Source organism: Paraburkholderia heleia NBRC 101817, from assembly GCF_000739775.1.
Classification (GTDB): Bacteria; Pseudomonadota; Gammaproteobacteria; order Burkholderiales; family Burkholderiaceae; genus Paraburkholderia; species Paraburkholderia heleia.
This window is the reverse complement of record NZ_BBJH01000009.1, coordinates 193435-216283: the sequence shown is the minus strand read 5'-3', so window position 1 is coordinate 216283 and position 22849 is coordinate 193435. Positions and strand designations below refer to the sequence as shown.

Sequence of the window (22849 nt, the reverse complement as noted above, 5' to 3'; positions counted from 1 at the left end):
CGAGTGCCGCAAGCGAGGCCGGCGCGCCACGCCTATTGCATGCTCGCGCGGCCAGGGAGGCGCATCTTCGCGAGCCCCGTTGCGAGCGAGAGCACCTCGGTCATGTGCGCGGCTTGCGCAGGCTGCAGGCGGAACGACAATTCGGCGCCGCCGGGCAGACGAAAACTCACCACGAGATGCTGCACGTCGCCCGACTCGCGGCCGATCTCCCAGGCCTCGCAAGGCATGGTGAATTTCACGCTTGCGGTCTTGTGGCGGATACGCTCGGAGCGGCCGATCGCATTGGAAAGCGCGGCGAGCAGTTCATGCATCACGGAACAATGCAGCGCGACGCTGTCCGGCTGGTTGCCGTTCACCATCAGGTACTGGCCGTCCGCAGTCAGCTCGAAATCACGCAGGGAATGAATGGCAAGAGCCGGGGACGAGGGCATGAGCGGCGCTCCGTTACAAAAGCATCGGCGGAGTCTAGTGCGCCGGGCGCGTTGCGGCGTTACCCCCGCATTACAGGGATTACTTTCATCAATATTGCGCAGGGGCCGCGTTCGGTCGTTTCGCACGCATCCACTTGCGCGCCAGGCCAATACGCTGAGTGCGTGCAGCGGCTTTCAATCTCCCCTCACCTGCACGATGTCCCAGTTGCCTTGAATAATGTTTGGTAACCGTACCGGTTACGTTCGCTTTCTATCGGCAAACACCTCGACGCTCGCCTGTACCGCGAGCGGCCTCTCCGCCAGGCGCGCCGCCCTGTGCGCGAAACGCATCTGGAGGTCGTAGAACGCGCGTTCGGGTCTCAACGGGCCTCGTCTCCCTCGTCCACGATACAATGCGGCTGCGTCCGATCCGTCCCCGCTGCCCCTATCCGACATGCAGAATTCTACCCGGGCCTTCCTGTTGGGCCCGTTGCTCAAAGGCGTTTCCCGTTCGTTCTACCTCACGATGCGCGTGCTGCCCGCCGGCATGCGCGACCCCGTAGGCGAAGCCTATCTGCTCGCGCGCGCCGCCGACACCATTGCCGACACCGCGCTGATCCCGCCCGGACGGCGGCTCGCCCTGCTGCTCGCGCTGCGCGAGCGCGTGAATGGCGCGACGAACCACGACTCCCTGCTCGCCGATCTGGCAGGCGAGGTTGCGGGCCAGCAAACGCAATCGGACGAGAAGCTGCTGCTCGAATCGCTGGGCGGCGCGCTCGACGTGCTCACGCAACTCGGCGACGCCGACCGCAAGGCCGTGCGCGAGATCGTCACGACGCTCACCGAAGGCATGGAGTTCGATCTACGCACGTTCCCCGACGAGCGCTCGGGCCAGGTGGCCGCACTCAAAACGTGGGACGAACTCGACCGCTACACGTATCTCGTGGCGGGCTGCGTAGGCGAATTCTGGACGAAGATGACCTGCATGCACTTGCCGGGCACGCTCGCGCCCTCGCTGGAACACACCATGTACACGCGCGGCATCCGCTTCGGCAAGGCCTTGCAGATGGTGAACGTCCTGCGGGACTGCGGCAAGGATCTGCGCATTGGCCGCTGCTATCTGCCCGCTTCGATGCTGGTCCAGGCGGGGCTCACCGCGCAGGACCTGCTGCAGCCCGGCGCCTCGGTGCGCGCACGGCCGATCATGCTCGAACTCGTGCGCGTCGCGCTCGATCATTTCCGCGCGGCCATCGACTATACGTTCGCGCTGCCGCGCCTTTCGGTGCGCCTGCGGCTTGCCTGCCTGTGGCCCATTCTCATCGGCCTCGAAACGCTCGAACGCCTTGTCGGCAATGACGACTGGCTCGATCCCGCGAAGACCTCGAAGGTCACGCGCAACGATGTCTATCGCATTCTTGCCTGCTCCACCGCGCTCGCGCCTTCCGATGCGCTGCTCGGCGTCTGGTTCAGGCGGCTCTTCGCGCGCGTCGAGGCTCGTATCAAGGCCTGAAACATACGGCCGAAAAAAAGCGCGCTTCACAGCGCGCCTTTCGCGACTCGGCACTACGCGCCTCAACCTTTCCCGGCGCGATACAGCTTGATGATCGCAGAGAAGTCGAGCTTGCCGTCGCCGTGGCTGCTCATCGCCTGATAGAGCTGCTGCGCGAGCGCCCCCATGTACGCGGGCTGATGCACGCCTTTGGCGGCGTCGGTCGCGAGCCCCAGATCCTTGAGCATGAGGTCCGTGCCGAAGCCGCCCGTGTAGCCGCGTGAAGCAGGCGCCGTCTCGATCACGCCCGGATACGGGTTGTACGTATCCGAACTCCAGCAACGGCCCGTGGACGTGTTCATGATGCCGCCCAGCACTTTCGGGTCGATGCCGAGCGCCTCGCCCAGCGCCATCGCTTCGGCCACGCCGGCCATCGTGATGCCCAGCACGAGGTTGTTGCAGATCTTCGCCACCTGCCCCGTGCCCGTCTCGCCGCAATGGACGATGTTCTTGCCCATGCCCGAGAGCACCGGCTTCACGCTCTCGTAGTGCGCAGCGCTGCCGCCCACCATGAAGGTGAGCGTGCCCGCCGCCGCGCCGCCCGTGCCGCCCGACACCGGCGCATCGACGAACGCGTTCCCCTGCGCCTCGGCCAGCTTCGCGAACTCCTTGACGCTCGCGGGGTCGATCGTGCTCGAATCGATGATCGTCACGCCCTTCGCGATGCCCGCCAGCACGCCGTCTTGCGCGGTGAGCACACTGCGCACGTGCGCCGCCGCCGGCAGCATCGTGATGACACACTCCGCCCCGCTTGCCGCCGCCTTCGCCGATGCGGCCTTCTGCGCGCCGGCCTCGGCAAGCGTTTGCATCGCGCTCGCGCTCAAGTCGAACACCGCCACCGTATGACCCGCCTTGAGCAGATTGAGCGCCATCGGCGCGCCCATGTGGCCCAGCCCGACAAATCCGATTTTCATGAGCCTTTCTCCCTTGTTGTTCAGTACTCCGTGCTGATGTCGGGCGTGCATCAGCGCAGGCTGATCGTCGTGTTCACGCCGTCGCTCACGGTCGCATCGTCGAACCAGCGCGCGGTAACCGTCTTGGTTTGCGTGTAGAACTGCACGACCTGCTTGCCGTACGGGCCGAGGTCGCCGAGCTTCGAACCGCGCGAACCCGTGAAGCTGAAGTAAGGCACCGGCACCGGAATCGGAATGTTGATGCCGACCTGGCCAATGTCGATCTCGCTCTGGAACTTGCGCGCCGCCGCGCCGCTCTGCGTGAAGAGGCCCACGCCGTTGCCGAACGGATTCGCGTTGACGATGGCGATCGCTTCATCGAGCGTCCCGGCAGTGAGCACGACGAGCACCGGCCCGAAGATCTCGTGCGTATAGATGTCCATGTCGGTCTTCACGTCGGTGAACACCGTGGGGCCGACGAAGTTGCCGTTCTCGTAGCCCGGCACCTTCACGTCGCGGCCATCCAGCGCAAGCGTGGCGCCCTGTTTCACGCCCGAGTCGATCAGGCCGAGAATGCGCGTTTTAGCGGCGCGCGAAACGACCGGACCAACATCGGTCTTCGCCTCATGGCCCGCATTGACCTTGAGCGTCTTCGCCTTTTCCACCAGCTCATCCACCCATTGCTGCGCGGTGCCCACGAACACGGCCACGGAAGTCGCCATGCATCGCTGGCCCGCCGCGCCGAACGCCGCGCCGACGAGCGCATTGAGCGCCTGCTCGCGATTCGCGTCGGGCAGCACGACAGCATGATTCTTCGCGCCCATCATCGACTGCACGCGCTTGCCGTGCTCGCTGCCCAGACGATAAACGTGCGTGCCCACGGCTGTCGAGCCGACGAACGAAATCGCCTTCACGAGTTCGTGCGTGCAGATCGCATCGACGACTTCCTTGCCGCCGTGCACGACGTTGAGCACGCCTTTCGGAATGCCCGCCTCGATGGCGAGTTCCACGAGCTGCATGGTCGAAAGCGGGTCCTGCTCCGAAGGCTTGAGCACGAACGTATTGCCGCAAACGATCGCCATCGGGAACATCCACAGCGGAATCATCGCGGGGAAGTTGAACGGCGTGATGCCGGCGCACACGCCTAGCGGCTGCTGCAGCGTATAGGTGTCCACGCCGCCCGCCACGTTCTCGGCGAAACCGCCTTGCTGCAGCGTGCCGATCGAGCAGGCGTGCTCGACCACTTCGAGGCCGCGGAAGATGTCGCCCTCGGCGTCCGGCAGCGTCTTGCCCTGCTCGGCGGTGAGCGTTTGCGCGATGCGCGGCATATGCTCCCGAATCAACGCCTGCAGTTTGAGCATGATGCGCAAGCGCGTGCCGAGCGAAGTGTTCTTCCACGTGGCGAACGCGGCGTGCGCGGCCTTCACGGCCTGGTCCACTTCCTCGACGGTCGCGAACGGCACGCGCGCCAGCACTTCCTGCGTGGCCGGATTGACGATGTCGCGCCATTCCTTCGTTTTCGATTCGACGAACTCGCCGTCGATAAGCAGCTGGACGGTCGAAACTTGCGCGTTGGATGCCTGGGTCACTGCGTTCATTGTGAACTCTCCCTGATGGATTCGAACGGGCCGGCCATGGCCGGATATGGCGAAAATTGCGGAGTCGGCGAAAACTTCAGTCGCAGCACGCGCGCGAGCACTGTCTGCCAACGCGTGCAGTCATGTCGAGCGGGCTGAGAGTGGAGCTGGGCGAGGTAAAGGAGAGTCCTGCTGAATACGGGTGCGCCGGGGCCCGCACGGGGAACGACTGCATTTGCATCGTCTGTCTCCATCCTTGTTGTCGTGCGGCCGTGTCTGTTTCCGCCGCATTCGTGAACGAGTATAGTTATTCGAATATCCACGGCATAGAGATGAAAAAGCCCATCCGATATGCAAAAAAACACAACGAGCAACATGGAGACACTGAACTGGGACGATCTGCGCTACTTCCTCGAAGTCGCTCGCACGCAGCGCGCGAGCGGCGCAGCGAAACGCCTGGGCGTCGACCACACCACGGTTGCGCGCCGGGTGCGCGAGCTGGAGGCAGCGCTCGGCACCGTCCTGTTCGACAAATCACGCTCGGGCGGCTTCGTGCTGACGGCCGAAGGCCAGCGCCTGCTGGCTTACGCGGATGCCGTGGAGACCACGGTGCAATCGGCGAGCGAGCAGTTCGCGATCGGCGCGCAGTCCCTCTCGGGCCATGTGCGCGTGGGTTCGACGGAGGGCTTCGGCTGCTTCTTTCTTGCACCGCAATTGGCGCGCTTCACGGGCCAGCATCCCGATATCTCGATCGACCTCCTGCCGGTGCCGCACTTCGTGAGCCTTTCGAAGCGCGAGGCCGACCTCGCGATCATGCTGGAGCGCCCCGAGCGCGGACAGTACGTCTATACGAAGCTATGCGACTACCGCTTGCGCCTGTACGGCGCGCCGGCGTATCTCGAGCGCCACGCACGCATACGCACGGTCGCCGACTTGCGCAATCACGCCTTCATCAGCTATGTCGCCGATCTGGCTTTCAGCCACGAGCTGCTCTACCTCGAACGCACGGCGCCGAACGTGACCGCGAACCTGTGCAGCACCAGCGTGATCGCGCAATACCATGCTGCGCTGCAGGGCAGCGCGCTCGCGATTCTGCCTTGCTTCATGGCCGAACCGGACCCGCGTCTCGTGCCGATCCTGCCCGACGAAGTCATGGTGACGCGGCGCTTCTGGCTGTGCAGCCGCGAGGACCTGCGCAAGCTGCGGCGCATCACGTCGCTCTGGGATTATCTGCGCGCGGCCGCCGACGCCAATCGCCCGCTGCTGATGGGCGAATCGCCGGAAATGCATTACGTCGAGTCGTGAGCGCAATGCGCTTGACGGCATAACGCTTCCCAGTTTCGCCAGGCAAGAAAAAAGCCGCGCATGCAGCCCACGAACGGGACGGCATGTGCGGCCTTCAGGAAGCAAGACCTCCGCTCCGGCGTCGCCGCCCGCACCTCGAAGGGCGGTAGGCGCGCGCCGGCCAGCCGCTGCTCAGGTCCCAACCGGACGGATGGTCAGCGCGTTGCGCACCGACGTCACGCCTTCAACGCCCTTGGCGACATCGCCGGCGCGCTGGATCTGCGACGAATCGGGCACGGTGCCTTGCAGCGTGACGGCGCCGTCTTTCGCGCGCACGGTGATGTTGGAGACGCTCACGTTCTTGTCACGCGCGAGGGCCGCACGGACCTTGCGGCCGAGCGCACGGTTCGCTGCGCGTGCCTGACGCAGCGCTGCCTTCGATTGATTGACATTGTGCTGGGCGGTGGCCGTCGGTCCGCTGGTCGGGGCGGCTGCGGCCGCCGGGGCCGACGCGTCCTGCGCGTAGACCTGGAACGAGGCCGCCACGAGTGCCGTGGCTGCGGCAAGCTTGAACATCTGAATAGCCTTCATGCAGTTTCTCCTGTTGTCAGTCTTATTGCTGGCCCAGGAATGGGCCGTTAACTACACCATTGACTACAAAACATTCACGCGCCAGGCGGCGATGGGGAGTAACAATACCGCAACTATTTCATTCTTGACACGAAGCGTGCCCAATCCGTGATTCCACGCCACACTTTCTGCCGCTTTCCGCAGACGAATACAGATGATTGTCCAAATCGTGAAGCCATCGTGCAAGAGGGCAATTGAATAGCTTCACAAGCCCGTTTTACGGTCCATTCACCGGCATTTCATTGCCGTTCTTAAACGTCCGGTGCAACGCCTTCAGCCATGATCCGCTTTGGTGCATGCGATATGAATACAATGACTAATCGCGTAATCCAGAGCGGGATTGAGCCGCTTTATTCAAACAGCAACGCGCATCACACAAGCAGCGTTGACAATACGGTCGGCGGCTAACCCGAATACCCATTGCGCAATACCCGAGGCCTGCATCAATCGGCCAATTGCGCCTTTAACCATCGATAGAACTGCTGGATCGCCGCCTCGCGCGGATGCCCCTCGCGCCATGTGAAGTAATAATCGAGCGAAGCCGGAATGCGGACCTGCCCCAACTGCACCAGCTCGCCGCGCTCGATGAATCCGCGGGCGAGCTGCAGGCGTGCCGTCGCCACCCCCTGACCGGCCACCGTCGCCTGCAGCAGCAGGCCCGCGTCGTCGAACACCGGTCCTCGCTGCGGCTCGTCGCCGGCCACGCCCGCGGCTTCGAAGAAGTCGCGCCACGAACGGCGCGAAAAACGCAGGAGCGGCAGGCTCGCGAGATCTTCCAAGCGAAAGTCGGCATGGCGTGCGAGCAGGGCCGGACTGCACACCGCGACGACCTGGTCGTCCAGCAGCTTGCGGATCTGGAAGCCGGGTTCCTCGACCCGCCGATGCCAGATGCCGATGTCGAAGGGATAGGGATCGGGCGGCGTCACGTCGGCGTGCATGCGCAACGAGAGATCGACCATGGGATGGCGGTCGTAGAAGTCGCCAAGACGCGGAATCAGCCAGACAGACGCGAAATCGGACATCACGCTCAGTTCCAGCCGCGTGACGCCGCTCACGCCGGGGCGCGTGGCGTCGAGCGCGTCGCGCAGGTCGTCGAGACTGCGGCGCACGCGCTCGGCCAGCTGTGCACCCGCCGCCGTGGGGATCATCCGGCTGCCCGCGCGGCGGAACAGCTCGACGCCCAGTTCCGTTTCGAGCGCGCGCAGGTGATGGCTCACGGCGCTGTGCGTCAAATGTAATTCTTCCGCAGCGCGGCTGAAACTGCGCCGCCGTGCGGCGGCCTCGAGGGAGCGCAGCGCCTGCAAAGGGGGAAGCGGTCGGACCATGACGTCAAATTCTACTCACAATGCCGTTTGAAATCTCTCTCTGGCCTCACACCCCGCGATCGCCAATAATCGACAGCCAGGCATTCAATCCGCTTTCGCCTCCAACATGACCTTACTCAGACTGCGCGTCTTCGCCGTATTCGCGCTCGGCTACTTCATTTCGTACCTGTTTCGCGGCGTCAATCTCGGCTTCGCGCCGTTTCTCTCGCGTGAAATGGGCTTCACGGCGACCGATCTCGGCACGCTCACGAGCCTCTATTTCCTCGGCTTCGCGGGCGCGCAAATTCCGGGCGGCGTGCTGCTCGACCATTACGGTCCGCGCCGCGTCACCGCGTGCGTCATGCTCGTGGCGGCGGCGGGCGCGTTGATCTTCGGTGTCTCACACAACATGGCCGCGATGATGGCGGGCCGGCTGCTGATCGGCGTGGGCGTGTCGGTATGCCTCGGCGGCGCGTTCAAGGCCACGGCGCAGCACTTTCCCGTCGCACAGCTCACACTCGTGAACGGGCTGGTGATGGCCGTAGGCGGCCTCGGCGGCGTAGCGGTGGGCGCCCCGCTCTCGTGGCTGCTCTCGATCGCGCCATGGCGCGCGGTGAGTCTCGGGCTTGCTGCGCTCACGGTGCTCGTGGCCGCCATCATCTGGACGGGCGGTCCGCACACGCGCGACACCCACCACCAGGCGAGCGTGCTCGAGCAGTTCAAGGGCACCGCGCACATCCTGTGCAGCCATGCATTCTGGAAGAGCGCGACGTTTTCGGGCCTCACCCAGGCCGTGTTCTATGCCATGCAGTCGTTGTGGGTCGGCGCGTTCCTGCGCGACGTCGTGCCGGCCGGCACCGCCGATGCCGGTGCACGTGCGGCCTCGCTCGTTTCCGTGCTGGGCGGCGCATTCATCGTCGGCAACATCGGCTTTGGCGCGCTCGCACGCAGCTTCGAGCGGCGCGGCGTGAGCGTCCAGCTCTTTTCCGGCATCACGATGCTCGTCTTCGTGCTCGTGCAAGCTCTGCTCGCCGCGCGCGTGCCGCTTCCCGCATCCCTGCTTTGGGCGGCTTACGGCGCGTTCGGCGGCACCGGCATCCTCACGTATGCCGTGCTCGCCGAATATTTCCCGCCGCGCCTGATCGGCCGTGTGAACACCACGTTCACGCTCGTCATCTTCATCGGCATCTTTCTTCTGCAGATCGCGATCGGCGCCGCGCTAGCGCACTGGCCCGCACTCGACGGCCACTACCCGGCGGTCGCGCATCAGACCGTATGGGCCGTCCTCGTCGGTCTGCAAGTGCTCTGCGCGGTGTGGTACTTCATGCCGTCGCGGCGCGCCGCTGCGCCGCGACACGCGGTCGAAACGCATTAAGACGCGCTTTCACGCACCGCGGCCGGCGCGCGATGCGGCGTTGCGCTTCTGTCTGGCAATATGATTCGGATCGCTTAAGAACAGATCGAGAGCGGCGCGCTGTTCTTCGTGCTGTTCCTCGTGCTGTTCGGCATCGTCGCCATTGGCGCGACTGGCTGGACGCTCAGTGTCCTCGCGCGAGGCGATCCACTTCCCGGACACCACGATACCCCCCGGCGACACGCGGTTGCCCGACACCGCTGCCCATTCTTCAGGCCAATGACGCATGGCGTGTGAACGCACCGACCGACTGGTCGGTTGCGCCTCTTCCTTCTTCACGACTCCGACATCATCGGCGACACCCCGCATGTGCCAATTGTGCCCGGCGTGAGAAAATCTCTTTTCGAACGGAAACGCGCGGCACCTCAGCGCCCTTCGCACCAACCCGCTTTCCCGCACTTAGCCATCTTTTCGGCCGGTTTATCGACATATCCCGCCGGTTCGACGATCGACTCCCGGGAAAACGCCTGTCTGGCGCAACGTGACGCGAAGTTTTCCGATCCGCAAGGGGTCGGCTCAGCGTAAACTCCTGCTGTTGCCATTCGATAGTGTCGATTCATGATCAAGAGAGAAACATCCATGCCAGACAACACCCACCCGCACGATGGTCACTCCGATTCGTGCGGCTGCGATCTGTTACACCTGCTCGACGGCGTGGACGAATTCACTCATCACGTTTTTCCGGGCAACAAGGAGTTGTTCCACAGCCTCGCCCACACCCAGGCGCCGCACACGCTCTTCATCACGTGCGCCGACTCGCGCGTTTCACCGGAAATGATCACGCAGGCCAAGCCCGGTGATCTGTTCGTTTGCCGCAACATCGGCAATATCGTGCCGGCGTATGGTGAAATGCTCGGCGGCGTTTCTGCCGTCGTGGAGTTCGCGGTGCTCGAACTCAACGTGAAGCAGATCGTGCTGTGCGGCCATACCGATTGCGGCGCGATGAAGGGACTCGCCTCGGGCGCGGAAGCGACGGCCGACATGCCCACCGTGCAGGCGTGGCTGCGCAACGCGGAAGCCGCACGCAGCGTGGTCAAGATCCGCGGTCTGGAGGACGACCAGGTCGTTCAGGCGCTCGTGGAGGAAAACGTCCGCCTGCAACTCACGCACCTGCGCACGCACCCCGCCGTGGCGGCGCGCGTCGCCCAGGGCCAGCTCGAACTGCAGGGCTGGGTCTATGACATCGGCCACGGCGAGGTCACCGTGCTCGACGAAGCACGCGGCAAGTTCCTGTCGCTCGGGGAAGCGCGCGCGCGCCTGCGCAAGCGCGTCGAGGAATAACGGCCGGGCGCTGGCGCGCCCGCGTCTTCACGCTGGCCTTCAGGCCAGCGCCGGGGCGGCGGTTCACGCCGCCCCGTCACACTTTCCTTATGCATTGTGCATGAATTGACGTGCGTCCGCAGCGCATTTCGGGGCTTGCCACGCAATTTTCTCAATCTACGCAATAATTCTTTTTGAATTAGGGGTTTACCCCAGGGTAAAACCGGACTACACTCTCGGCCGTACTACATGCGGCACCTTGCCGCACAAGAAAAAGAATCCCGGAGGTTGGTCGCTATGCAGCACGTTGCCCCGCTGTCGCATCACCTGTCTTGTCCCGGCTTCAACCGCACTACCGGCGCATTGCGTCGTCCCACGCTTCGCTAGTTCAGCGCGCGTGTCCTGCCGTCGCGCACGCGTCGCAGCAGGCGAACTTGAAAGGCCCACTCCGCGTCATCGCCGTTTTCATGCTGCCGCCTCACGTCGCGGCAAACGGCGCGCGCCCTTGCGCGTATGGACGCCCGGTAATGGGCTTCGCACCCATCACGGGCCAAGCGCCCGGTTACCGAAGGAGAAGCATCCATGGAGTCCGCGCAGAACCGCCAGTCGAAAGTCGAAGTGAAGTTGTTCCTGCACCCGGAAGACCATTACCGCGCGATGGCCGCCGCGAAGACCCTCAATCTCGCGGAGCGCGAGTTCTTCGCGCTGGCGCTGCATCTGGGCGCGACCCAGATCCTGCGCCAGACCGAAGCGGCTTGATCCAGTCTCACCGGGCGAACAAACCCGTCACACCGGTGACGGGTTGCGCTCAGCGAAACCCTCCTGGTGCCAGTAGGGGTAGACAGGCCGCACCGCGCTCGCGGCGTCGAGCTTCGCCACTTGCTCGGGCGTGAGGTTCCAGCCTACTGCGCCGAGGTTCTGGCGCAGCTGCGCCTCGTCGCGCGCGCCGATCAGCACCGTCGCGACCGTCGGCCGCTGCAGCAGCCAGTTCAACGCGATCTGCGGCACGGTCTTGCCGGTTTCCTGCGCGATCTCGTCGATGGCGTCGAGCACGCGAAAGAGGTATTCGTCCGGCACCGGCGGACCCTGCTCGGCCGTCTTGTGCAAACGGCTCTTCTCCGGCAGCGGCTGGCCGCGCCGGATCTTGCCCGTCAAACGCCCCCAGCCCAGCGGGCTCCACACCACCGCGCCCACGCCCTGGTCGAGCCCGAGCGGCATTAGCTCCCACTCGTAGTCGCGGCCGATCAGCGAGTAGTATGTCTGGTTCGCGACGTAACGCGGATAGCCGTAGCGATCGGCCACGGCCAGAGACTTCATCAGGTGCCAGCCCGAGAAGTTCGACACGCCCGTGTAGAGAATCTTGCCTGCGCGCACGAGCTCGTCGAGCGTGGACAGCACCTCTTCGGCCGGTGTGCGCGCATCGAATCCATGCAACTGGAACAGATCGATATGGTCGGTCTGCAGACGCTTGAGCGCCGCGTCGACCGCACGCTTCAGGTGAAAGCGCGATGAGCCCACGTTGTTGGGTTCGTCGTCGAAGCGGAAGGTCGCCTTGGTCGAGATGATCGCCTTGTCGCGGCGCCCCTTGAGCGCTTCGCCCAGCACCGACTCCGACGCGCCGCTCGAATAGATGTCGGCCGTGTCGAACATCGTCACGCCGGCGTCGAGACAAATGTCGATGAGCTTGCGCGCTTCGGCGACATCGGTTGCGCCCCAGGCCTCGAAGAACTCGCCTTTGCCGCCGAACGTGCCGGTGCCGAAGCTCAGCACCGGCACCTTCATTCCGGACGCACCCAGAAAACGGTATTCCATTTCCGATCCTCCATTGATCAAGCGGTTGACGATGAGATGCCGATAGCGGACGAGTCTACGCGCTTCGATTCGGGCTTGCCGCGCAGCTCTCACGGCGCAGGACGCGCAGCGCCGCCGGCCGCCGCTATTTGGAAAGGCTCGCCCGCACGGTGTATTCCGGTTCCTCGTCCGCTTCGAGTTCGTCGGCATGGGCGTGCGCCGCGTGAAACTCCGCGTGAAACTCCGCGTGAAACTCATTGGACAGCGGTTCGACCGGATAACCGTGGCGCTCCCAGGCGTCGAGGCCGCCCTTGAGCGCGCGCGCGTGATAGATGTGCTTGTTGCGCAACTGATCGACGATGCGCTTGGCCGTCGCTTCGTTCGGGCACACGCAGTACACGACGATCGGACGGCCGATCAGCTCGGGCGACAGTGCTTCGTTCGATTCGAGATTGAGCGGCCGCGCGCCGGGAATCCGATAGGCCTCCTTCTCGCGCACGGCTTGCGGCCGCGCGTCGAGGACGATGGGCGGCGCGCTCGACTTCATCATCTCGTCGAGCTGATCCGGCGAAATGCGGTGCGTCGCCAGCCAGCGGCGGAACTGCATGCGCCGCAGCCAGCGCCACGCGAGGAACAACCCGCCCGCCACGGCGAGCACGTCGAAAATCGTCATGCCGTTCGCGCGCACGAACGCCGCGAATTGCACGATTTCCGCATGCAGCGCCGCGCCGCCGAGCAGCCAGGTGGCCGCCCACAACGCCGCGCCGACCGTGTCCCACAGCAGGAAGACGTGCACCGCCACCGTCGTCGTGCCGAGCAGCGGCGCGGAAATCAGGCCGAGCCCCGGCACGAACTTCGCCACGGCGAGAATGGGCGCGCCGTAGCGCTCGAAGACGTTGCGCGCGATGCGGATCGTCGTGTCCAGCGACAGCGAAAAACGCACGAGCCCGTTGAGCAGACGCCGCCCGCGCTTGCGGCCCGCGGCGAACCACAGCGAATCGGCGAGCAGCGTGGCGATCACGGCCGCCGCCAGCAGGCTCCCGTACGATGTCTCGCCGCTCGCCGCCATCGTGCCCGCGAGAACCAACACCGGCGCGGCCGGCACGGGCACGCCCAGTTGCGTCACGAGTACGCTGAGAAAGACCGCTCCGGCGCCGAAATCGGGTGGAATCGCGGTGGGGAGCGTCAACATTTCGAGATAACCTGCGCGCAGGGGGATGTTCAGGTAAGCAAACGTGGCGCGAATAGCGCGCCGGCCGAGGGTGGAGATTACCCCAACGTGCCGTTCCTTGCTTACATTGACGCAGGCTTGACGGCGGCATCGCCCATGGCGATCGGGCGCCAGCCCGACGACACGTCACCCCGCAGCGGCTGGGATCGAACGGGACGCCTGTTCCCGATGTGAATCACGCACCCGGGTGCGCTCTACCTCGTGCGCCCGGACGCCACGTGCTCGGCCGCTGGCGACTGATCGACGCCGCGGGCGCGAACGTTTCGGCAGCCGCGCCGCAATAAGGGCAAGCGCAGCGCGCCTCAGCGCTGCGCCGACTGCACGAGCCGCGCGAGACGCGAACGGTTCGTGACACCGAGTTTCTGAAACGAACGATCGAGATGGGTGCGCACGGTCGTATAGGAGATGCCCAGCCGCTCGGCAATCTCCTTGTCGAGCAGCCCTTCCACCACGAGCGCGACCACGTCGCGCTCGCGCCGCGTCAGGCGGCTGATCGCCTCGTTATCCGCGCTGGATGTGTCTGTTGGCGACGGCTGAACATGTTCCGTCTGCGCACACGAGCGCGCCAGCGCGGCAATGAAAGCCGGGCGCACCAGATCGAACAGCACCCGTTCCCGATCGGAAAAATGTTCGCGCCGCTTGCCGCGCCGAATGCGCAGATGATCGAGATTTTCTTCGCCCGACCAGACGAACGGGTCTACGCCCGCTTGCAGGCCGTCGGCGCGCAGCAATTCGAGCAGACGCTTCCCCACCTCGAGGCGCAAGGCGCCCTCCGGCAAGATGCGGTCGGCCAGCAGCTTGAAGACGTCGGCGATCAGCGCGAGTTCGCGGCTCGTCAGGTCCATGCCCGGTTGCGATGAGTAGTGGAGCGGGTGCGCGCCTCGCTCGCGTGGCGGCGCAAACGTCAGAGCCAGGGAACCTCGCCCGACGAAGTCACTATGCGGTCCGACTATGAAGCTGTGAAGCGCAAATGCCGAAAAGAAAATGGGGCGGCAAAAGCCGCCCCAAGAAAAACACACGCCGGCAAAGGGCTGTCTTCCGCCGGAGGTTGCATAGTACGCGATGAATACAGGAGCGGCATCCCCAAATTTGGGGATAAACGCTCATGTCATGCAAACTTTTGCCACCCCATGCCAGCTTGCCGAGGCGAACGGGTTTGCCTTCATGCGCGGCGCATCGTTTCGCATCGGCGTAGCGGTTTTACTGGATGAGGCGCGACACGCCGCGGCCGCGCGGGTCGGAAACCGGGTCGGGCGTATCGCCGTTGATGCGGATCGCCTGAATGTCACCGTTGAAGGCCTGCGCCTTCAGCACGTAACCCTTCGCCTCGACCTGCTTTGCCAGTTCCCCGTCGATCGGCTGGTACGGCTCCCAGAAGATCGTGTTGGGCGGCAGCAGCTGGTGGTGGAAGCGCATCGCCGCCACCGAGTCCTTCAACGGCATGTCGAAGTCGTAGTTGTTGGTGATGACCTGGAACACCGACGTGAAGATGCGCGAACCGCCCGGCGTGCCGATCACGAGCGCCACCTTGCCGTCCTTCGTGAGGATAGTCGGCGTCATCGACGAAAGCGGCCGCTTCTTCGGCGCAATCGCGTTCGCGTCGCTGCCCACCACGCCGAACATGTTCGGCACGCCGGGCTTGGCCGCGAAGTCGTCCATCTCGTCGTTGAGCACGATGCCGGCGCCCGGCACGACCACGCCCGAACCGAAGTAGCCATTGATCGTGTACGTGTTCGAAACGGCATTGCCCCACTTGTCGACCACCGAGAAGTGCGTCGTTTCCGCCTTCTCGGGCATCGAGGTGCCGAGGCCCGGCTGCACGCTCTTCGTGTCGGAAGGCTTGTCGGGGTCGACTTCGGCGGCGCGTTTTGCGAGGTACGGGTCGTCGGTGAGCTGGGCGACCGGCACCTTGTAGAAGTCGGGGTCGCCGAGATATTGCGCGCGATCCGCGAACACGCGCTTCTCGATCTCCGCGATCAGGTGGATGTACTGCGGCGAATTGAGCGGCACGTCCTTGAATTGCGGCGCCAGCATCGCCTTCATCTTGAGCAGCTGCACGAGGCCCACGCCACCCGAACTCGGGGGTGGCGCGGTGATGATCTCGTAGCCGTTCCACTTCGCCTCCACGGGCTGGCGCCACACCGCCTTGTACTCCTGCAGGTCGCGCTTCGTGATGAGGCCGTGGCCCTTCATCGAGGCGGCGATCAGGTCCGCGGTCTTGCCGTCGTAGAAGTCCTTGGCGCCCTGGTTCGCAATGCGCGTGAGCACGCTGGCGAGATCGGGCTGCCTGAACGTCACGCCCTCCTTCAGGTTGCCGAAGTAATCGTCGAAATTGGTCTTGCCGGCGAAGTCCTTTTCTGCGGCCTCACGGCGCTTCGCGAGTTGCTCGTCCACGACGAAGCCGTCGCGCGCGTACTGGATCGCCGGCGCGAGCACCTGCTTCCATTGCAGCTTGCCGAAGCGCTTCTGCGCTTCCCACATGCCCTCGACCGTCCCCGGCACGCCCACGGCGTCGTAGCCGTAGAGGCTCTTGCCCGGGATCACGTTGCCCTTGTCGTCGAGGTACATCGTGCGCGTGGCGGCGAGCGGCGCGCGCTCGCGATAGTCGAGGAAGTACGGCTTGCCGTTCACGTAGAGCGTCATGAACCCGCCGCCGCCGATGTTGCCGGCTTCGGGGTATGTCACGGCGAGCGAGAAGGCGATGGCGACCGCCGCATCGACGGCGTTGCCGCCCTCCTTGAAGATCTGCTCGGCGGCGTCGGCCGCGTACTTGTCGGCAACCGCCACAGCCGATGCATTGAGGACCGCAGGGCGTTGCTGCGTATCCTTCGCAAAGGCCGGCGTGGCTTCGAGGAAGCCCGTGGACAAGGCGGATAGCGAAAGCAGTGCGAGAGCGGCAGCGGAGATTTTCGTTTTTTCAACCAGCTTCATTGAGTTCACCCCATGATTCGGTTCGTTGGCCTACCGGAAACCTGCCTTGGCCTTATAGCACGCCAGGAAAACGATTGCGATCCGGCGATCCGCTGATTCCGCTGCCGTGCAAGGGGGCGCCCTCATCGACTGGATCAGGCCTTGCCGCGCCGGCCGCGCGCAATTTCCTCCCCCGCATTCGCCGGCAAACGCATCGTCACCGGAATGGAGGCCACCGAAAAGAGCCCGACTACGAGAAACGCGGGCCAGAAATCGGACCAGACGATGGCCGAATGTCCTTGCAGCCGATGCGAAACCTGCAGCACGAGGCCCGCGATCGTCACGCCGAGGCCGAGCGACACCTGCTGGATCACGCTTGCCACGCTGGTGGCGCGGCCGATGTCGCGTGTCGGAATATCGGCATACGCGAGCGAATTGAGCCCGGTGAATTGCAGCGAAGGAAAGATGCCGCCCGCAAGCACGATGACCCAGATAAGCCACACCGGCGTGCCGGGCGAAAACGAGCCGCATATCGCGATGGCCGTGCCCGCGAGCACCGCGTTGACCATCAGCGTGCGGCGAAAGCCAAAGCGCCCGAGCACGCGCGAGACGATCGCCTTCATGAAGATCGAGCCGAACGCCGAAGCGCAGGTGATGGCGCCTGAAGCGAACGCCGTCATGCCGAGCCCTTCCTGCAGCGTGAGCGGTAACAAAAATGGCACGGCGCCAAGCCCGATGCGAAACAGCGACCCACCCGCCACACTCGCATTGAACGTGGGGATGCGCAGGAATTTCAGATCGAGCACGGGCCGCTCGACACGTTGCGCATACAACCAGTAGGCGCCCAGCAACAATGCGCCGATCACGCACATCGTCACTGCTGTGCCGGTGGCGACGAGCTCGCCGCCCACGAGCGACAGGCCGAGCATGAACAGCGACGCCCCACCCGCGGAAAGCACGAAGCCGACCCAGTCGAGCCGCCCGGGATGCTCCTCGTGCATGTTCGCGATATGCCGGTTCGCGAGCCAGATGCCGAGCACGCCGATCGGAATGTTGATGAAGAAAATCAGCCGCCAGTGCAGATAGGTGGTGATGAAGCCGCCGAGCGGCGGCCCCACGACCGGCCCGAGCAGCGCAGGCACCGTGAGATAGTTGACCGCGCGAATGAATTCCGATTTGGGCAGCGAGCGGAAGATGATGATGCGGCCCACCGGCACCATCATCGCGCCGCCGATGCCCTGCACGAAGCGGGCGGCCACGAACATCTCGAGCGAGCGCGAAGCCGCGCACAACAGCGACCCCGTCATGAAGACGCCGATCGCCGTGCGAAACACATTGCGCGAGCCGAAGCGATCGGCCACCCAGCCGCAGATCGGGATGAACACGCCGAGGCCGATCACGTAGCTCGTGACGGCCAGCTTGAGTGTGATGGGGTCCTGGCCGAGATCGCGGGCCAGTGCGGGAAGCGAGGTGACGATGACCGTCCCGTCCACGTTCTCCATGAACATCGAGCACGCGACAATGAGCGGAACGATGAAGGTGCCGAGGGCTAATGGCATGGGCGGGAACGACGATCAGCGCGGCTGATGGCGTAAAGCTGCCATTATGGCCCTTGTTGCGGAAAACGGGAACCCGGCAACAGATGAAGCGGTGCGCCTTGGGTGTGCGGCACGAGGCGAAAGCATGCGGAAAGCGCGCGCACAGGCAAAAGCCGCGAAGCCCGCCGCCACGTTCGAGCGGCGACAGGCCTCGCGGCCTGATTCAAGCGATCAGCGTCGAGCAATCCGCGCGGATGCGCTTCAGAGAGCCGTCTGCTTCACGCGGCTCACCACGGGACGCAGTTGCGGCAGCACCTGCTGCGCGGCACGCGTCACGTCATTGGGGAAGTCGATTTCGATCCACGGCGCGCCGGTCACGTCCGCGATCTCGAACTCGCTGCCGCGTTCGAGCAGCAGGTCGCGCAGCGCCTCTTCGTGCGGCAGGTTCGCGCGGCCCGTATCGACGTAGCCTTCGACGATCTGCGCAAAGCGGCGCGCCGTCGCTTCGTTCAGGCGGAAGAAGCCCACCGACTCGCCGATCGTGTCGTATTGCAGACCGACCGCCAGCTGCTTGCGCAGTTCGACGGGCACGCCGTTGCGCAGGCACAGCTTCACGGGCTCGTCGCCGGCTTCGAAGTCGCGGTCGATCAGCAGGCGGTTGGCCGGCGCCTCGCCCGCCACGAGCGGCGCGAACACGCGCTCGTCGTAGAGCACGTCGGCGTCCATGAGCAGCACGTCGTCGCCGCGCGTGAGCGCCTCGGCCGTGCGATGCACGGTGAGCACGCTGCCCAGGTCGAAGCGCGGATTCATCACGACCTCGACCTTGTGCGGCCAGCCGATGCGCTTGAGTTCGGCCTCGACCAGCTCAGGCTGGAAACCGAGCGCGAGCACGACTTCCGTGACGCCCGCCTCGTCCAGCAATTGCAAATGGCGTTCGAGCAGCGTCACGCCCTCGAACTGCAGCAGACATTTCGGAAACTGTTCTCCAGCGGGTTGCTGAAGGCGCAGGCCAAGGCCTGCCGCGAGAATGATGGCGCGCATGCGCAAACGTTCCTTGGAAGAAAAAAGGTCAATCCGCGACTTCGACAGCGGGCACGCGCAAGGCGCGCCGGCGTTGCCAGCTACGTTCGCTGAAATGCAGATACAGAAGGCCCGGCAAGCCGAGCAGGACTTCTCTCGCGCGCTTGGCAAGCGAGAGCGCGAGCGCCGTCTCGGGCGGCAGGCCGACGAGTGGCGCAAGCAGCAGATATCCGCCCTCTTGCACGCCCAGCGAGCCGGGAATGGCGAAGGCCGCACCGCGAATCGCCTGGCCGATGCTCTCGAGCAGCAGCGCATCGATCCAGCCTGCGGGATGGCCGAGAAAGCGCAGCGCGAGCCACACTTCCACCGTGCCCACGAGCCAGCCCGCGAGGCTCAGCGCGAAGCTGGCCGCCACGCGCCCACGCCGGGCATAAAGCGACTTCACGGCTTCGTCGATGGCGTCGGCACGCGTGGCAAGCGCCGACCAGTCGCGCTTGCCGAACACTCGCGATGCGAGACGCAGCAGGCGGCCGAACAGACCGCGGCGCTGCGCGACGTAGAACAGCGCGATCAGGCCGCCGAGCACGGCGGTCGCGACCACCGCGGCGACGCCGAGATCGCGCGGCGCGCCATTCGCCGCGTACGCCGAAAAAAGCGCGATGCCGAATACGGCGAAGACGATCTGCGCGACGGCTTGCAGCGTCGTGCTCACGGTGATGGCCGCAGCCGCGTCGCGCATCGGCATGCCGCGCTGCCCGAGCTGGCGCACCATCGCCACGGGGCCGCCGATCTGGCCCGCGGGCAACAGGCTGTTGACCGATTCGCCGCTCCACCGCGCGAGCAGTGCATCACGCTGGCCGAAGCGCGCGTCGTTGCCGAAGAGCACGGCGATCGCACCCGCGTCGAGCGCGAGCGGCACGGCGTGGAACGCCGCGACGAGGACAAGCCCCCAGCCGGCGGCCGCGAGCGCGCCCGTGACCGACCCGAGCCCCTGCCAGGCGAGCAGCGCAATAAAGAGCGCCGTGCCGACCGACAGCAGCAGGATGGCAGCACGGCTCACGCCTTGCCTCCCAACGCCTTGCGGAACACCTGGCGGAAACCGAAGTACGCAATCGCGTCCTTCATGTTCGAGATGAAACGGCGCCACGGGCGCATGTTCGGGTCCGTCACGTATTCGAGCGTGAGCGACACGCGCACTTCGCCTTCGAGGCTCGGCGTGACGCGATGGCGAAGCTTGTCGCCGTCGAACACGATGAGCGCGCCCGGCGGGTACTGCACCGAGCCCGGTTCGTCCGTCTTGTTCGGGTCTTTCGTGTGCAGCTCGTAGTCGAGCTTGCAGGACGACTCGTCGATCACGCCGAGCAACACGGTGTAGCGGCGGCCGTCGTAATACGACGTGTCGTAATGCCAGCCGATATGATCGCCGGCGCGTGTGTAGTAATAGAGGGCGTAAGCGTGCGGGTCGTCTTCGGGCGATAGCTGCAGGCTGTCGCCCGTGATCTTTTCGAGCCACGCAATGAGTTGCGGCGAGCGGTAGAGCCCGGCGATGTACGGCGCGAGGCGGTCGATGGTGTGACGGCTCACGCTGCCGCCCGCCTTGTGGCCAGGCAGATAGTTGCGGTTGACTTCGGGAAGCAGCGCGTTGGCCGCGTCGATCAACTGCTGCGTGGCGTCGGCAGGCAGAAAATCGGCGAGATACAGGAACGAGCCCTGGCGCTGATAGTCGTCGCGCAGGCGTGCGGGATTCAGCGGTTGCAGCGCGCGGCCGATCGCGCCGTCCGGCTCGCCGGCCGTCGCGCGGGCGGCGCGATCTGGCGCGGGAACGTGAGGCACTACGACTTGTTCTTGTTCTGCTTGCAAGCTCATCTGCTGCTCCACACCTGACGGGTTTCCTTGGCGGGGCGCAGGCGGCGCGTCGCGCGCACATAGTCGAGCACCACCCAGACGGCGAACAACGGCGCCCCGATCGAAGCCGCGATAATGAATGGCGACACGATGCCCGTCAGCGTGACAAGGGGTAGCAGATACAGCACGTCCTCCGTCTCGAACCCGCCGGCGAACGCCTGCTGGGTACCCGCCTTGCCGGCCATTTCCTCGATGCGCATGCGCAGGAAAAAAATCACGGCGACCGCGACGCCCGCGATGCCGCCGAGCACCGCCGGCGGGACACGCCATTCGGCGCCGGAGTGGGCCGCCACGACGCCGAGGCCATAGCCCATGCCGAGGAACAGCAAAACAGTGACGAGCGCGTCCGCCGCGAGATCGTAGAAATGCCCGATCCGGCTGGTTTTGCCGCTGATACGCGCCAGTTCGCCGTCGGTATGATCAACAAAATTCGACAGTACGATCAGAAACGCGCCAATATTGACGTGCAGAAAGTCGCCGTACGCCAGATAAAGGCCGCCGGCAAGACCGATCAGAAGCCGCAGCGTGGTCAGATGATTCGGGGTGACGCGCGTAGACACAAGCGGAGTGACGAGCCAGCGCGCCGCGCGAGCGTCCCAGGTGCGCGGTAGCGGCACCGCTCGCGGGGCCGTTTTTCCAGATTTGTCTTTTTCTGTCATAACCGCGCAATATATACGCCTTCCAGAAAACTTGCAGATCTTCCAACGTTCGCCCCACTTTTCACTTGTGGTTTGTAAGCAAGAGCGCCCGGTCGGCTCCCGCAGCGCCGCAAGCGAAGTTGTCCGAACACGCGTAGAGTGCAACCCTTCGCGCCAGCCCGGGCTTGTGAGCCCCATCGCCATCCGGCCCCGGCGCACGCACTTTCGCCATTCATGTAATGAAACGTTTTACCTCTGCCGCCCTTTTTCTCGCTTTCCTGATGCTTCTCGCGGGCAACGCCCGCGCCGCCGCCATCGACGACTCGCTGACCTGCAGCGAGTCCGCGCACGACTTCATCTCGGGGCTCGTCACGCAAAACCTGATCGAACCGAAGCCCATGAAGGTCGAAAGCAATTCGATCAACGCGTTCTGGCCCGCGCACGACCGGCACATGACCGCATATGGCTTCAGCGTGTTCGCCATCGTGGGTTTCCAAAAGGACGACCCGCTCTTCAAAACCGGCGACGGCGCGCCCATCGCCCCTTCCGCCTACGGGGCTGTCGTGGTCGGCACCCAGGCCAGGGTGCAGGCGGCTCTCACGGCGGCAGGCAATAACGCCATCGTCCACCATGCGGGGCCGCTATTGACTGCGATCTTCTGCAAGCAGGAGTAAGCGGGCAGGCTTTGAGCGCTACTCGATGCGCCCGAAACCGCCTTCGGCCCAGGCCTCGGCGCGCGCTTTCGTAAGCTTGAAGTTCGGCGCGACACGCGCCTGAGCGAGCGGCTCGCCAAACGCGTCGATCGCGCTGATGAGCGCGTAGGGCTCGTACTCGTCGGGAACGATGTCGAGTGTCACGTCCACATCGCCTTCGGCGGTCTGCACGCTCACGCGCTTGTGCAGCAGCGCGCGCAATTGCTGCTCGTGCCGGCGCAGCACCTCCGAGGCAGTCTTCACGAGCGTGTTGAACGCCGACGTATCGAGCGGCTTGGGATTCTTCTTGTCGCGGCCCATGGTCCACGGGCCGACGAGTGCAGGTTCCGGCTCGCCGTCCTTGATCATTTCGACAGCCCAGCCGTCGTCGTCCTCGTTCTTGATCACGCGCGCGGTCCAGCCGTCCTTGCGCCACAGGCGCGCCTCCTGGATCACCTCGGCTTCGGCTGCGAGGTCGTCGGCGGGGAAATCGGGAGGGGTTGCGAGCGAGGAATCGGTCATGGCGGGGTTTTCATCGGGTTCTGCGCGGGACTTGCCCGTCGCGGGGCAAGGGCAGGATTCTACCCGGATCGCGGCGCGCGCCGGGCGCCATGTCTTTCCATCCAGCCGGTTCGGATTACCCCGTCATCGAAGCGGAATATCGGCCGGCAACTTCAATCATTGCATTTTCCGCAACGCACCACTCCATCGCATGCATCAATTTAAAATGATTTTTCGCGGGCAAAAAAAAACGCGGCCCGAGAGCCGCGTAAAAACAGATGAAAAAAGACCACCCTTGGTCG

22 protein-coding genes are annotated in these 22849 nt (G+C 64.8%); 6 read left to right on the top strand and 16 right to left on the bottom strand.

Translation table 11 applies throughout. The features are described from left to right. Nucleotides 1-32 precede the first annotated feature (32 nt). Nucleotides 33-431, bottom strand: a complete 399-nt coding sequence (locus BHE01S_RS10915; RefSeq protein ID WP_042263627.1) for a hypothetical protein — start codon at nucleotides 429-431, stop codon at nucleotides 33-35. Nucleotides 432-864: 433 nt separating this feature from the next. On the opposite strand from BHE01S_RS10915, the gene BHE01S_RS10910 reads away from it, so the two are divergent. Beyond that, on the top strand, nucleotides 865-1920 hold the full coding sequence (locus BHE01S_RS10910; protein ID WP_042263625.1) for a phytoene/squalene synthase family protein: 1056 nt from the start codon (nucleotides 865-867) through the stop codon (nucleotides 1918-1920). Between the two features lie 62 nt (nucleotides 1921-1982). Here BHE01S_RS10910 and mmsB read toward each other — a convergent pair whose 3' ends face one another. Together mmsB and BHE01S_RS10900 are read right to left on the bottom strand one after the other, a co-directional pair. Further along, nucleotides 1983-2873: a 3-hydroxyisobutyrate dehydrogenase gene (gene mmsB / locus BHE01S_RS10905; protein ID WP_042263623.1), complete on the bottom strand. Its 891-nt coding sequence runs from the start codon at nucleotides 2871-2873 to the stop codon at nucleotides 1983-1985. A gap of 50 nt (nucleotides 2874-2923) precedes the next feature. Beyond that, nucleotides 2924-4450 (bottom strand): CoA-acylating methylmalonate-semialdehyde dehydrogenase, encoded by a 1527-nt coding sequence (locus BHE01S_RS10900; RefSeq protein ID WP_042263621.1) that lies wholly within the window; start codon nucleotides 4448-4450, stop codon nucleotides 2924-2926. A gap of 330 nt (nucleotides 4451-4780) precedes the next feature. Here BHE01S_RS10900 and BHE01S_RS10895 point away from each other — a divergent pair, with 330 nt between their 5' ends. Next, nucleotides 4781-5734, top strand: coding sequence for a LysR family transcriptional regulator (locus BHE01S_RS10895; protein ID WP_042263619.1), 954 nt, complete (start codon nucleotides 4781-4783; stop codon nucleotides 5732-5734). A gap of 171 nt (nucleotides 5735-5905) precedes the next feature. Here BHE01S_RS10895 and BHE01S_RS10890 read toward each other — a convergent pair whose 3' ends face one another. Beyond that, a complete protein-coding gene (locus tag BHE01S_RS10890) occupies nucleotides 5906-6304 on the bottom strand; it encodes a BON domain-containing protein (protein ID WP_042263617.1) in 399 nt (132 codons plus the stop codon). 482 nt (nucleotides 6305-6786) lie between these two features. Beyond that, nucleotides 6787-7668 carry a LysR substrate-binding domain-containing protein gene (locus BHE01S_RS10885; RefSeq protein ID WP_042263615.1) on the bottom strand — a complete coding sequence of 294 codons (882 nt, stop codon included), beginning with the start codon at nucleotides 7666-7668 and terminating at the stop codon, nucleotides 6787-6789. A 106-nt stretch (nucleotides 7669-7774) separates the two neighbouring features. Here BHE01S_RS10885 and BHE01S_RS10880 point away from each other — a divergent pair, with 106 nt between their 5' ends. Continuing rightward, entirely contained in the window at nucleotides 7775-9022 is a 1248-nt protein-coding gene (locus BHE01S_RS10880) for an MFS transporter (RefSeq protein ID WP_042263613.1), read from the top strand. A gap of 9 nt (nucleotides 9023-9031) precedes the next feature. Here BHE01S_RS10880 and BHE01S_RS10875 read toward each other — a convergent pair whose 3' ends face one another. Next, a complete protein-coding gene (locus BHE01S_RS10875) occupies nucleotides 9032-9340 on the bottom strand; it encodes a hypothetical protein (protein WP_157025289.1) in 309 nt (102 codons plus the stop codon). A 300-nt stretch (nucleotides 9341-9640) separates the two neighbouring features. Here BHE01S_RS10875 and BHE01S_RS10870 point away from each other — a divergent pair, with 300 nt between their 5' ends. After that, a complete protein-coding gene (locus BHE01S_RS10870; protein WP_042263609.1) occupies nucleotides 9641-10342 on the top strand; it encodes a carbonic anhydrase in 702 nt (233 codons plus the stop codon). Between the two features lie 561 nt (nucleotides 10343-10903). After that, nucleotides 10904-11080: a hypothetical protein gene (locus BHE01S_RS37685; protein WP_154677984.1), complete on the top strand. Its 177-nt coding sequence runs from the start codon at nucleotides 10904-10906 to the stop codon at nucleotides 11078-11080. A 27-nt stretch (nucleotides 11081-11107) separates the two neighbouring features. On the opposite strand, the gene BHE01S_RS10865 is transcribed toward BHE01S_RS37685, so the two are convergent. The 9 genes from BHE01S_RS10865 to BHE01S_RS10825 form a co-directional block, all read right to left on the bottom strand. Continuing rightward, on the bottom strand, nucleotides 11108-12133 hold the full coding sequence (locus tag BHE01S_RS10865; protein ID WP_042263607.1) for an aldo/keto reductase: 1026 nt from the start codon (nucleotides 12131-12133) through the stop codon (nucleotides 11108-11110). A gap of 124 nt (nucleotides 12134-12257) precedes the next feature. Further along, a complete protein-coding gene (locus BHE01S_RS10860; RefSeq protein WP_042263605.1) occupies nucleotides 12258-13304 on the bottom strand; it encodes a VTT domain-containing protein in 1047 nt (348 codons plus the stop codon). Between the two features lie 341 nt (nucleotides 13305-13645). Continuing rightward, nucleotides 13646-14188, bottom strand: a complete 543-nt coding sequence (locus BHE01S_RS39525) for a helix-turn-helix transcriptional regulator (protein ID WP_052405836.1) — start codon at nucleotides 14186-14188, stop codon at nucleotides 13646-13648. A gap of 355 nt (nucleotides 14189-14543) precedes the next feature. After that, on the bottom strand, nucleotides 14544-16274 hold the full coding sequence (ggt, locus tag BHE01S_RS10850) for a gamma-glutamyltransferase (protein ID WP_042263602.1): 1731 nt from the start codon (nucleotides 16272-16274) through the stop codon (nucleotides 14544-14546). A 134-nt stretch (nucleotides 16275-16408) separates the two neighbouring features. Beyond that, nucleotides 16409-17812: an MFS transporter gene (locus BHE01S_RS10845; protein ID WP_042263600.1), complete on the bottom strand. Its 1404-nt coding sequence runs from the start codon at nucleotides 17810-17812 to the stop codon at nucleotides 16409-16411. Nucleotides 17813-18052: 240 nt separating this feature from the next. Next, nucleotides 18053-18832: a phosphocholine cytidylyltransferase family protein gene (locus BHE01S_RS10840; RefSeq protein ID WP_042263598.1), complete on the bottom strand. Its 780-nt coding sequence runs from the start codon at nucleotides 18830-18832 to the stop codon at nucleotides 18053-18055. Between the two features lie 28 nt (nucleotides 18833-18860). Continuing rightward, nucleotides 18861-19871 (bottom strand): flippase-like domain-containing protein, encoded by a 1011-nt coding sequence (locus tag BHE01S_RS10835; protein WP_042263596.1) that lies wholly within the window; start codon nucleotides 19869-19871, stop codon nucleotides 18861-18863. After that, nucleotides 19868-20677 (bottom strand): 2OG-Fe(II) oxygenase, encoded by an 810-nt coding sequence (locus BHE01S_RS10830; RefSeq protein ID WP_042263726.1) that lies wholly within the window; start codon nucleotides 20675-20677, stop codon nucleotides 19868-19870. The genes BHE01S_RS10835 and BHE01S_RS10830 overlap by 4 nt, the downstream gene beginning before the upstream one ends. Beyond that, entirely contained in the window at nucleotides 20674-21375 is a 702-nt protein-coding gene (locus BHE01S_RS10825) for a CDP-alcohol phosphatidyltransferase family protein (protein WP_042263594.1), read from the bottom strand. Before BHE01S_RS10825 ends, BHE01S_RS10830 begins: the two co-directional genes overlap by 4 nt. Before the next feature lie 218 nt (nucleotides 21376-21593). On the opposite strand from BHE01S_RS10825, the gene BHE01S_RS10820 reads away from it, so the two are divergent. Beyond that, complete coding sequence (locus BHE01S_RS10820) at nucleotides 21594-22028, top strand: hypothetical protein (protein ID WP_042263592.1); 435 nt, start codon at nucleotides 21594-21596, stop codon at nucleotides 22026-22028. 18 nt (nucleotides 22029-22046) lie between these two features. Here the strand turns inward: BHE01S_RS10820 and BHE01S_RS10815 are convergent, their stop codons facing one another. Then, nucleotides 22047-22568: a hypothetical protein gene (locus tag BHE01S_RS10815; protein ID WP_042263590.1), complete on the bottom strand. Its 522-nt coding sequence runs from the start codon at nucleotides 22566-22568 to the stop codon at nucleotides 22047-22049. Nucleotides 22569-22849 lie beyond the last annotated feature (281 nt).

What these genes read in the sequence shown, in the direction of transcription:
- BHE01S_RS10915 (WP_042263627.1), bottom strand. Translation starts at nt 431, where the DNA reads ATGCCCTCGTCCCCGGCTCTTGCCATTCATTCCCTGCGTGATTTCGAG.
- BHE01S_RS10910 (WP_042263625.1), top strand. Translation starts at nt 865, where the DNA reads ATGCAGAATTCTACCCGGGCCTTCCTGTTGGGCCCGTTGCTCAAAGGC.
- mmsB (WP_042263623.1), bottom strand. Translation starts at nt 2,873, where the DNA reads ATGAAAATCGGATTTGTCGGGCTGGGCCACATGGGCGCGCCGATGGCG.
- BHE01S_RS10900 (WP_042263621.1), bottom strand. Translation starts at nt 4,450, where the DNA reads ATGAACGCAGTGACCCAGGCATCCAACGCGCAAGTTTCGACCGTCCAG.
- BHE01S_RS10895 (WP_042263619.1), top strand. Translation starts at nt 4,781, where the DNA reads ATGCAAAAAAACACAACGAGCAACATGGAGACACTGAACTGGGACGAT.
- BHE01S_RS10890 (WP_042263617.1), bottom strand. Translation starts at nt 6,304, where the DNA reads ATGAAGGCTATTCAGATGTTCAAGCTTGCCGCAGCCACGGCACTCGTG.
- BHE01S_RS10885 (WP_042263615.1), bottom strand. Translation starts at nt 7,668, where the DNA reads ATGGTCCGACCGCTTCCCCCTTTGCAGGCGCTGCGCTCCCTCGAGGCC.
- BHE01S_RS10880 (WP_042263613.1), top strand. Translation starts at nt 7,775, where the DNA reads ATGACCTTACTCAGACTGCGCGTCTTCGCCGTATTCGCGCTCGGCTAC.
- BHE01S_RS10870 (WP_042263609.1), top strand. Translation starts at nt 9,641, where the DNA reads ATGCCAGACAACACCCACCCGCACGATGGTCACTCCGATTCGTGCGGC.
- BHE01S_RS37685 (WP_154677984.1), top strand. Translation starts at nt 10,904, where the DNA reads ATGGAGTCCGCGCAGAACCGCCAGTCGAAAGTCGAAGTGAAGTTGTTC.
- BHE01S_RS10865 (WP_042263607.1), bottom strand. Translation starts at nt 12,133, where the DNA reads ATGGAATACCGTTTTCTGGGTGCGTCCGGAATGAAGGTGCCGGTGCTG.
- BHE01S_RS10860 (WP_042263605.1), bottom strand. Translation starts at nt 13,304, where the DNA reads ATGTTGACGCTCCCCACCGCGATTCCACCCGATTTCGGCGCCGGAGCG.
- BHE01S_RS39525 (WP_052405836.1), bottom strand. Translation starts at nt 14,188, where the DNA reads ATGGACCTGACGAGCCGCGAACTCGCGCTGATCGCCGACGTCTTCAAG.
- ggt (WP_042263602.1), bottom strand. Translation starts at nt 16,274, where the DNA reads ATGAAGCTGGTTGAAAAAACGAAAATCTCCGCTGCCGCTCTCGCACTG.
- BHE01S_RS10845 (WP_042263600.1), bottom strand. Translation starts at nt 17,812, where the DNA reads ATGCCATTAGCCCTCGGCACCTTCATCGTTCCGCTCATTGTCGCGTGC.
- BHE01S_RS10840 (WP_042263598.1), bottom strand. Translation starts at nt 18,832, where the DNA reads ATGCGCGCCATCATTCTCGCGGCAGGCCTTGGCCTGCGCCTTCAGCAA.
- BHE01S_RS10830 (WP_042263726.1), bottom strand. Translation starts at nt 20,677, where the DNA reads ATGAGCTTGCAAGCAGAACAAGAACAAGTCGTAGTGCCTCACGTTCCC.
- BHE01S_RS10825 (WP_042263594.1), bottom strand. Translation starts at nt 21,375, where the DNA reads ATGACAGAAAAAGACAAATCTGGAAAAACGGCCCCGCGAGCGGTGCCG.
- BHE01S_RS10820 (WP_042263592.1), top strand. Translation starts at nt 21,594, where the DNA reads ATGAAACGTTTTACCTCTGCCGCCCTTTTTCTCGCTTTCCTGATGCTT.
- BHE01S_RS10815 (WP_042263590.1), bottom strand. Translation starts at nt 22,568, where the DNA reads ATGACCGATTCCTCGCTCGCAACCCCTCCCGATTTCCCCGCCGACGAC.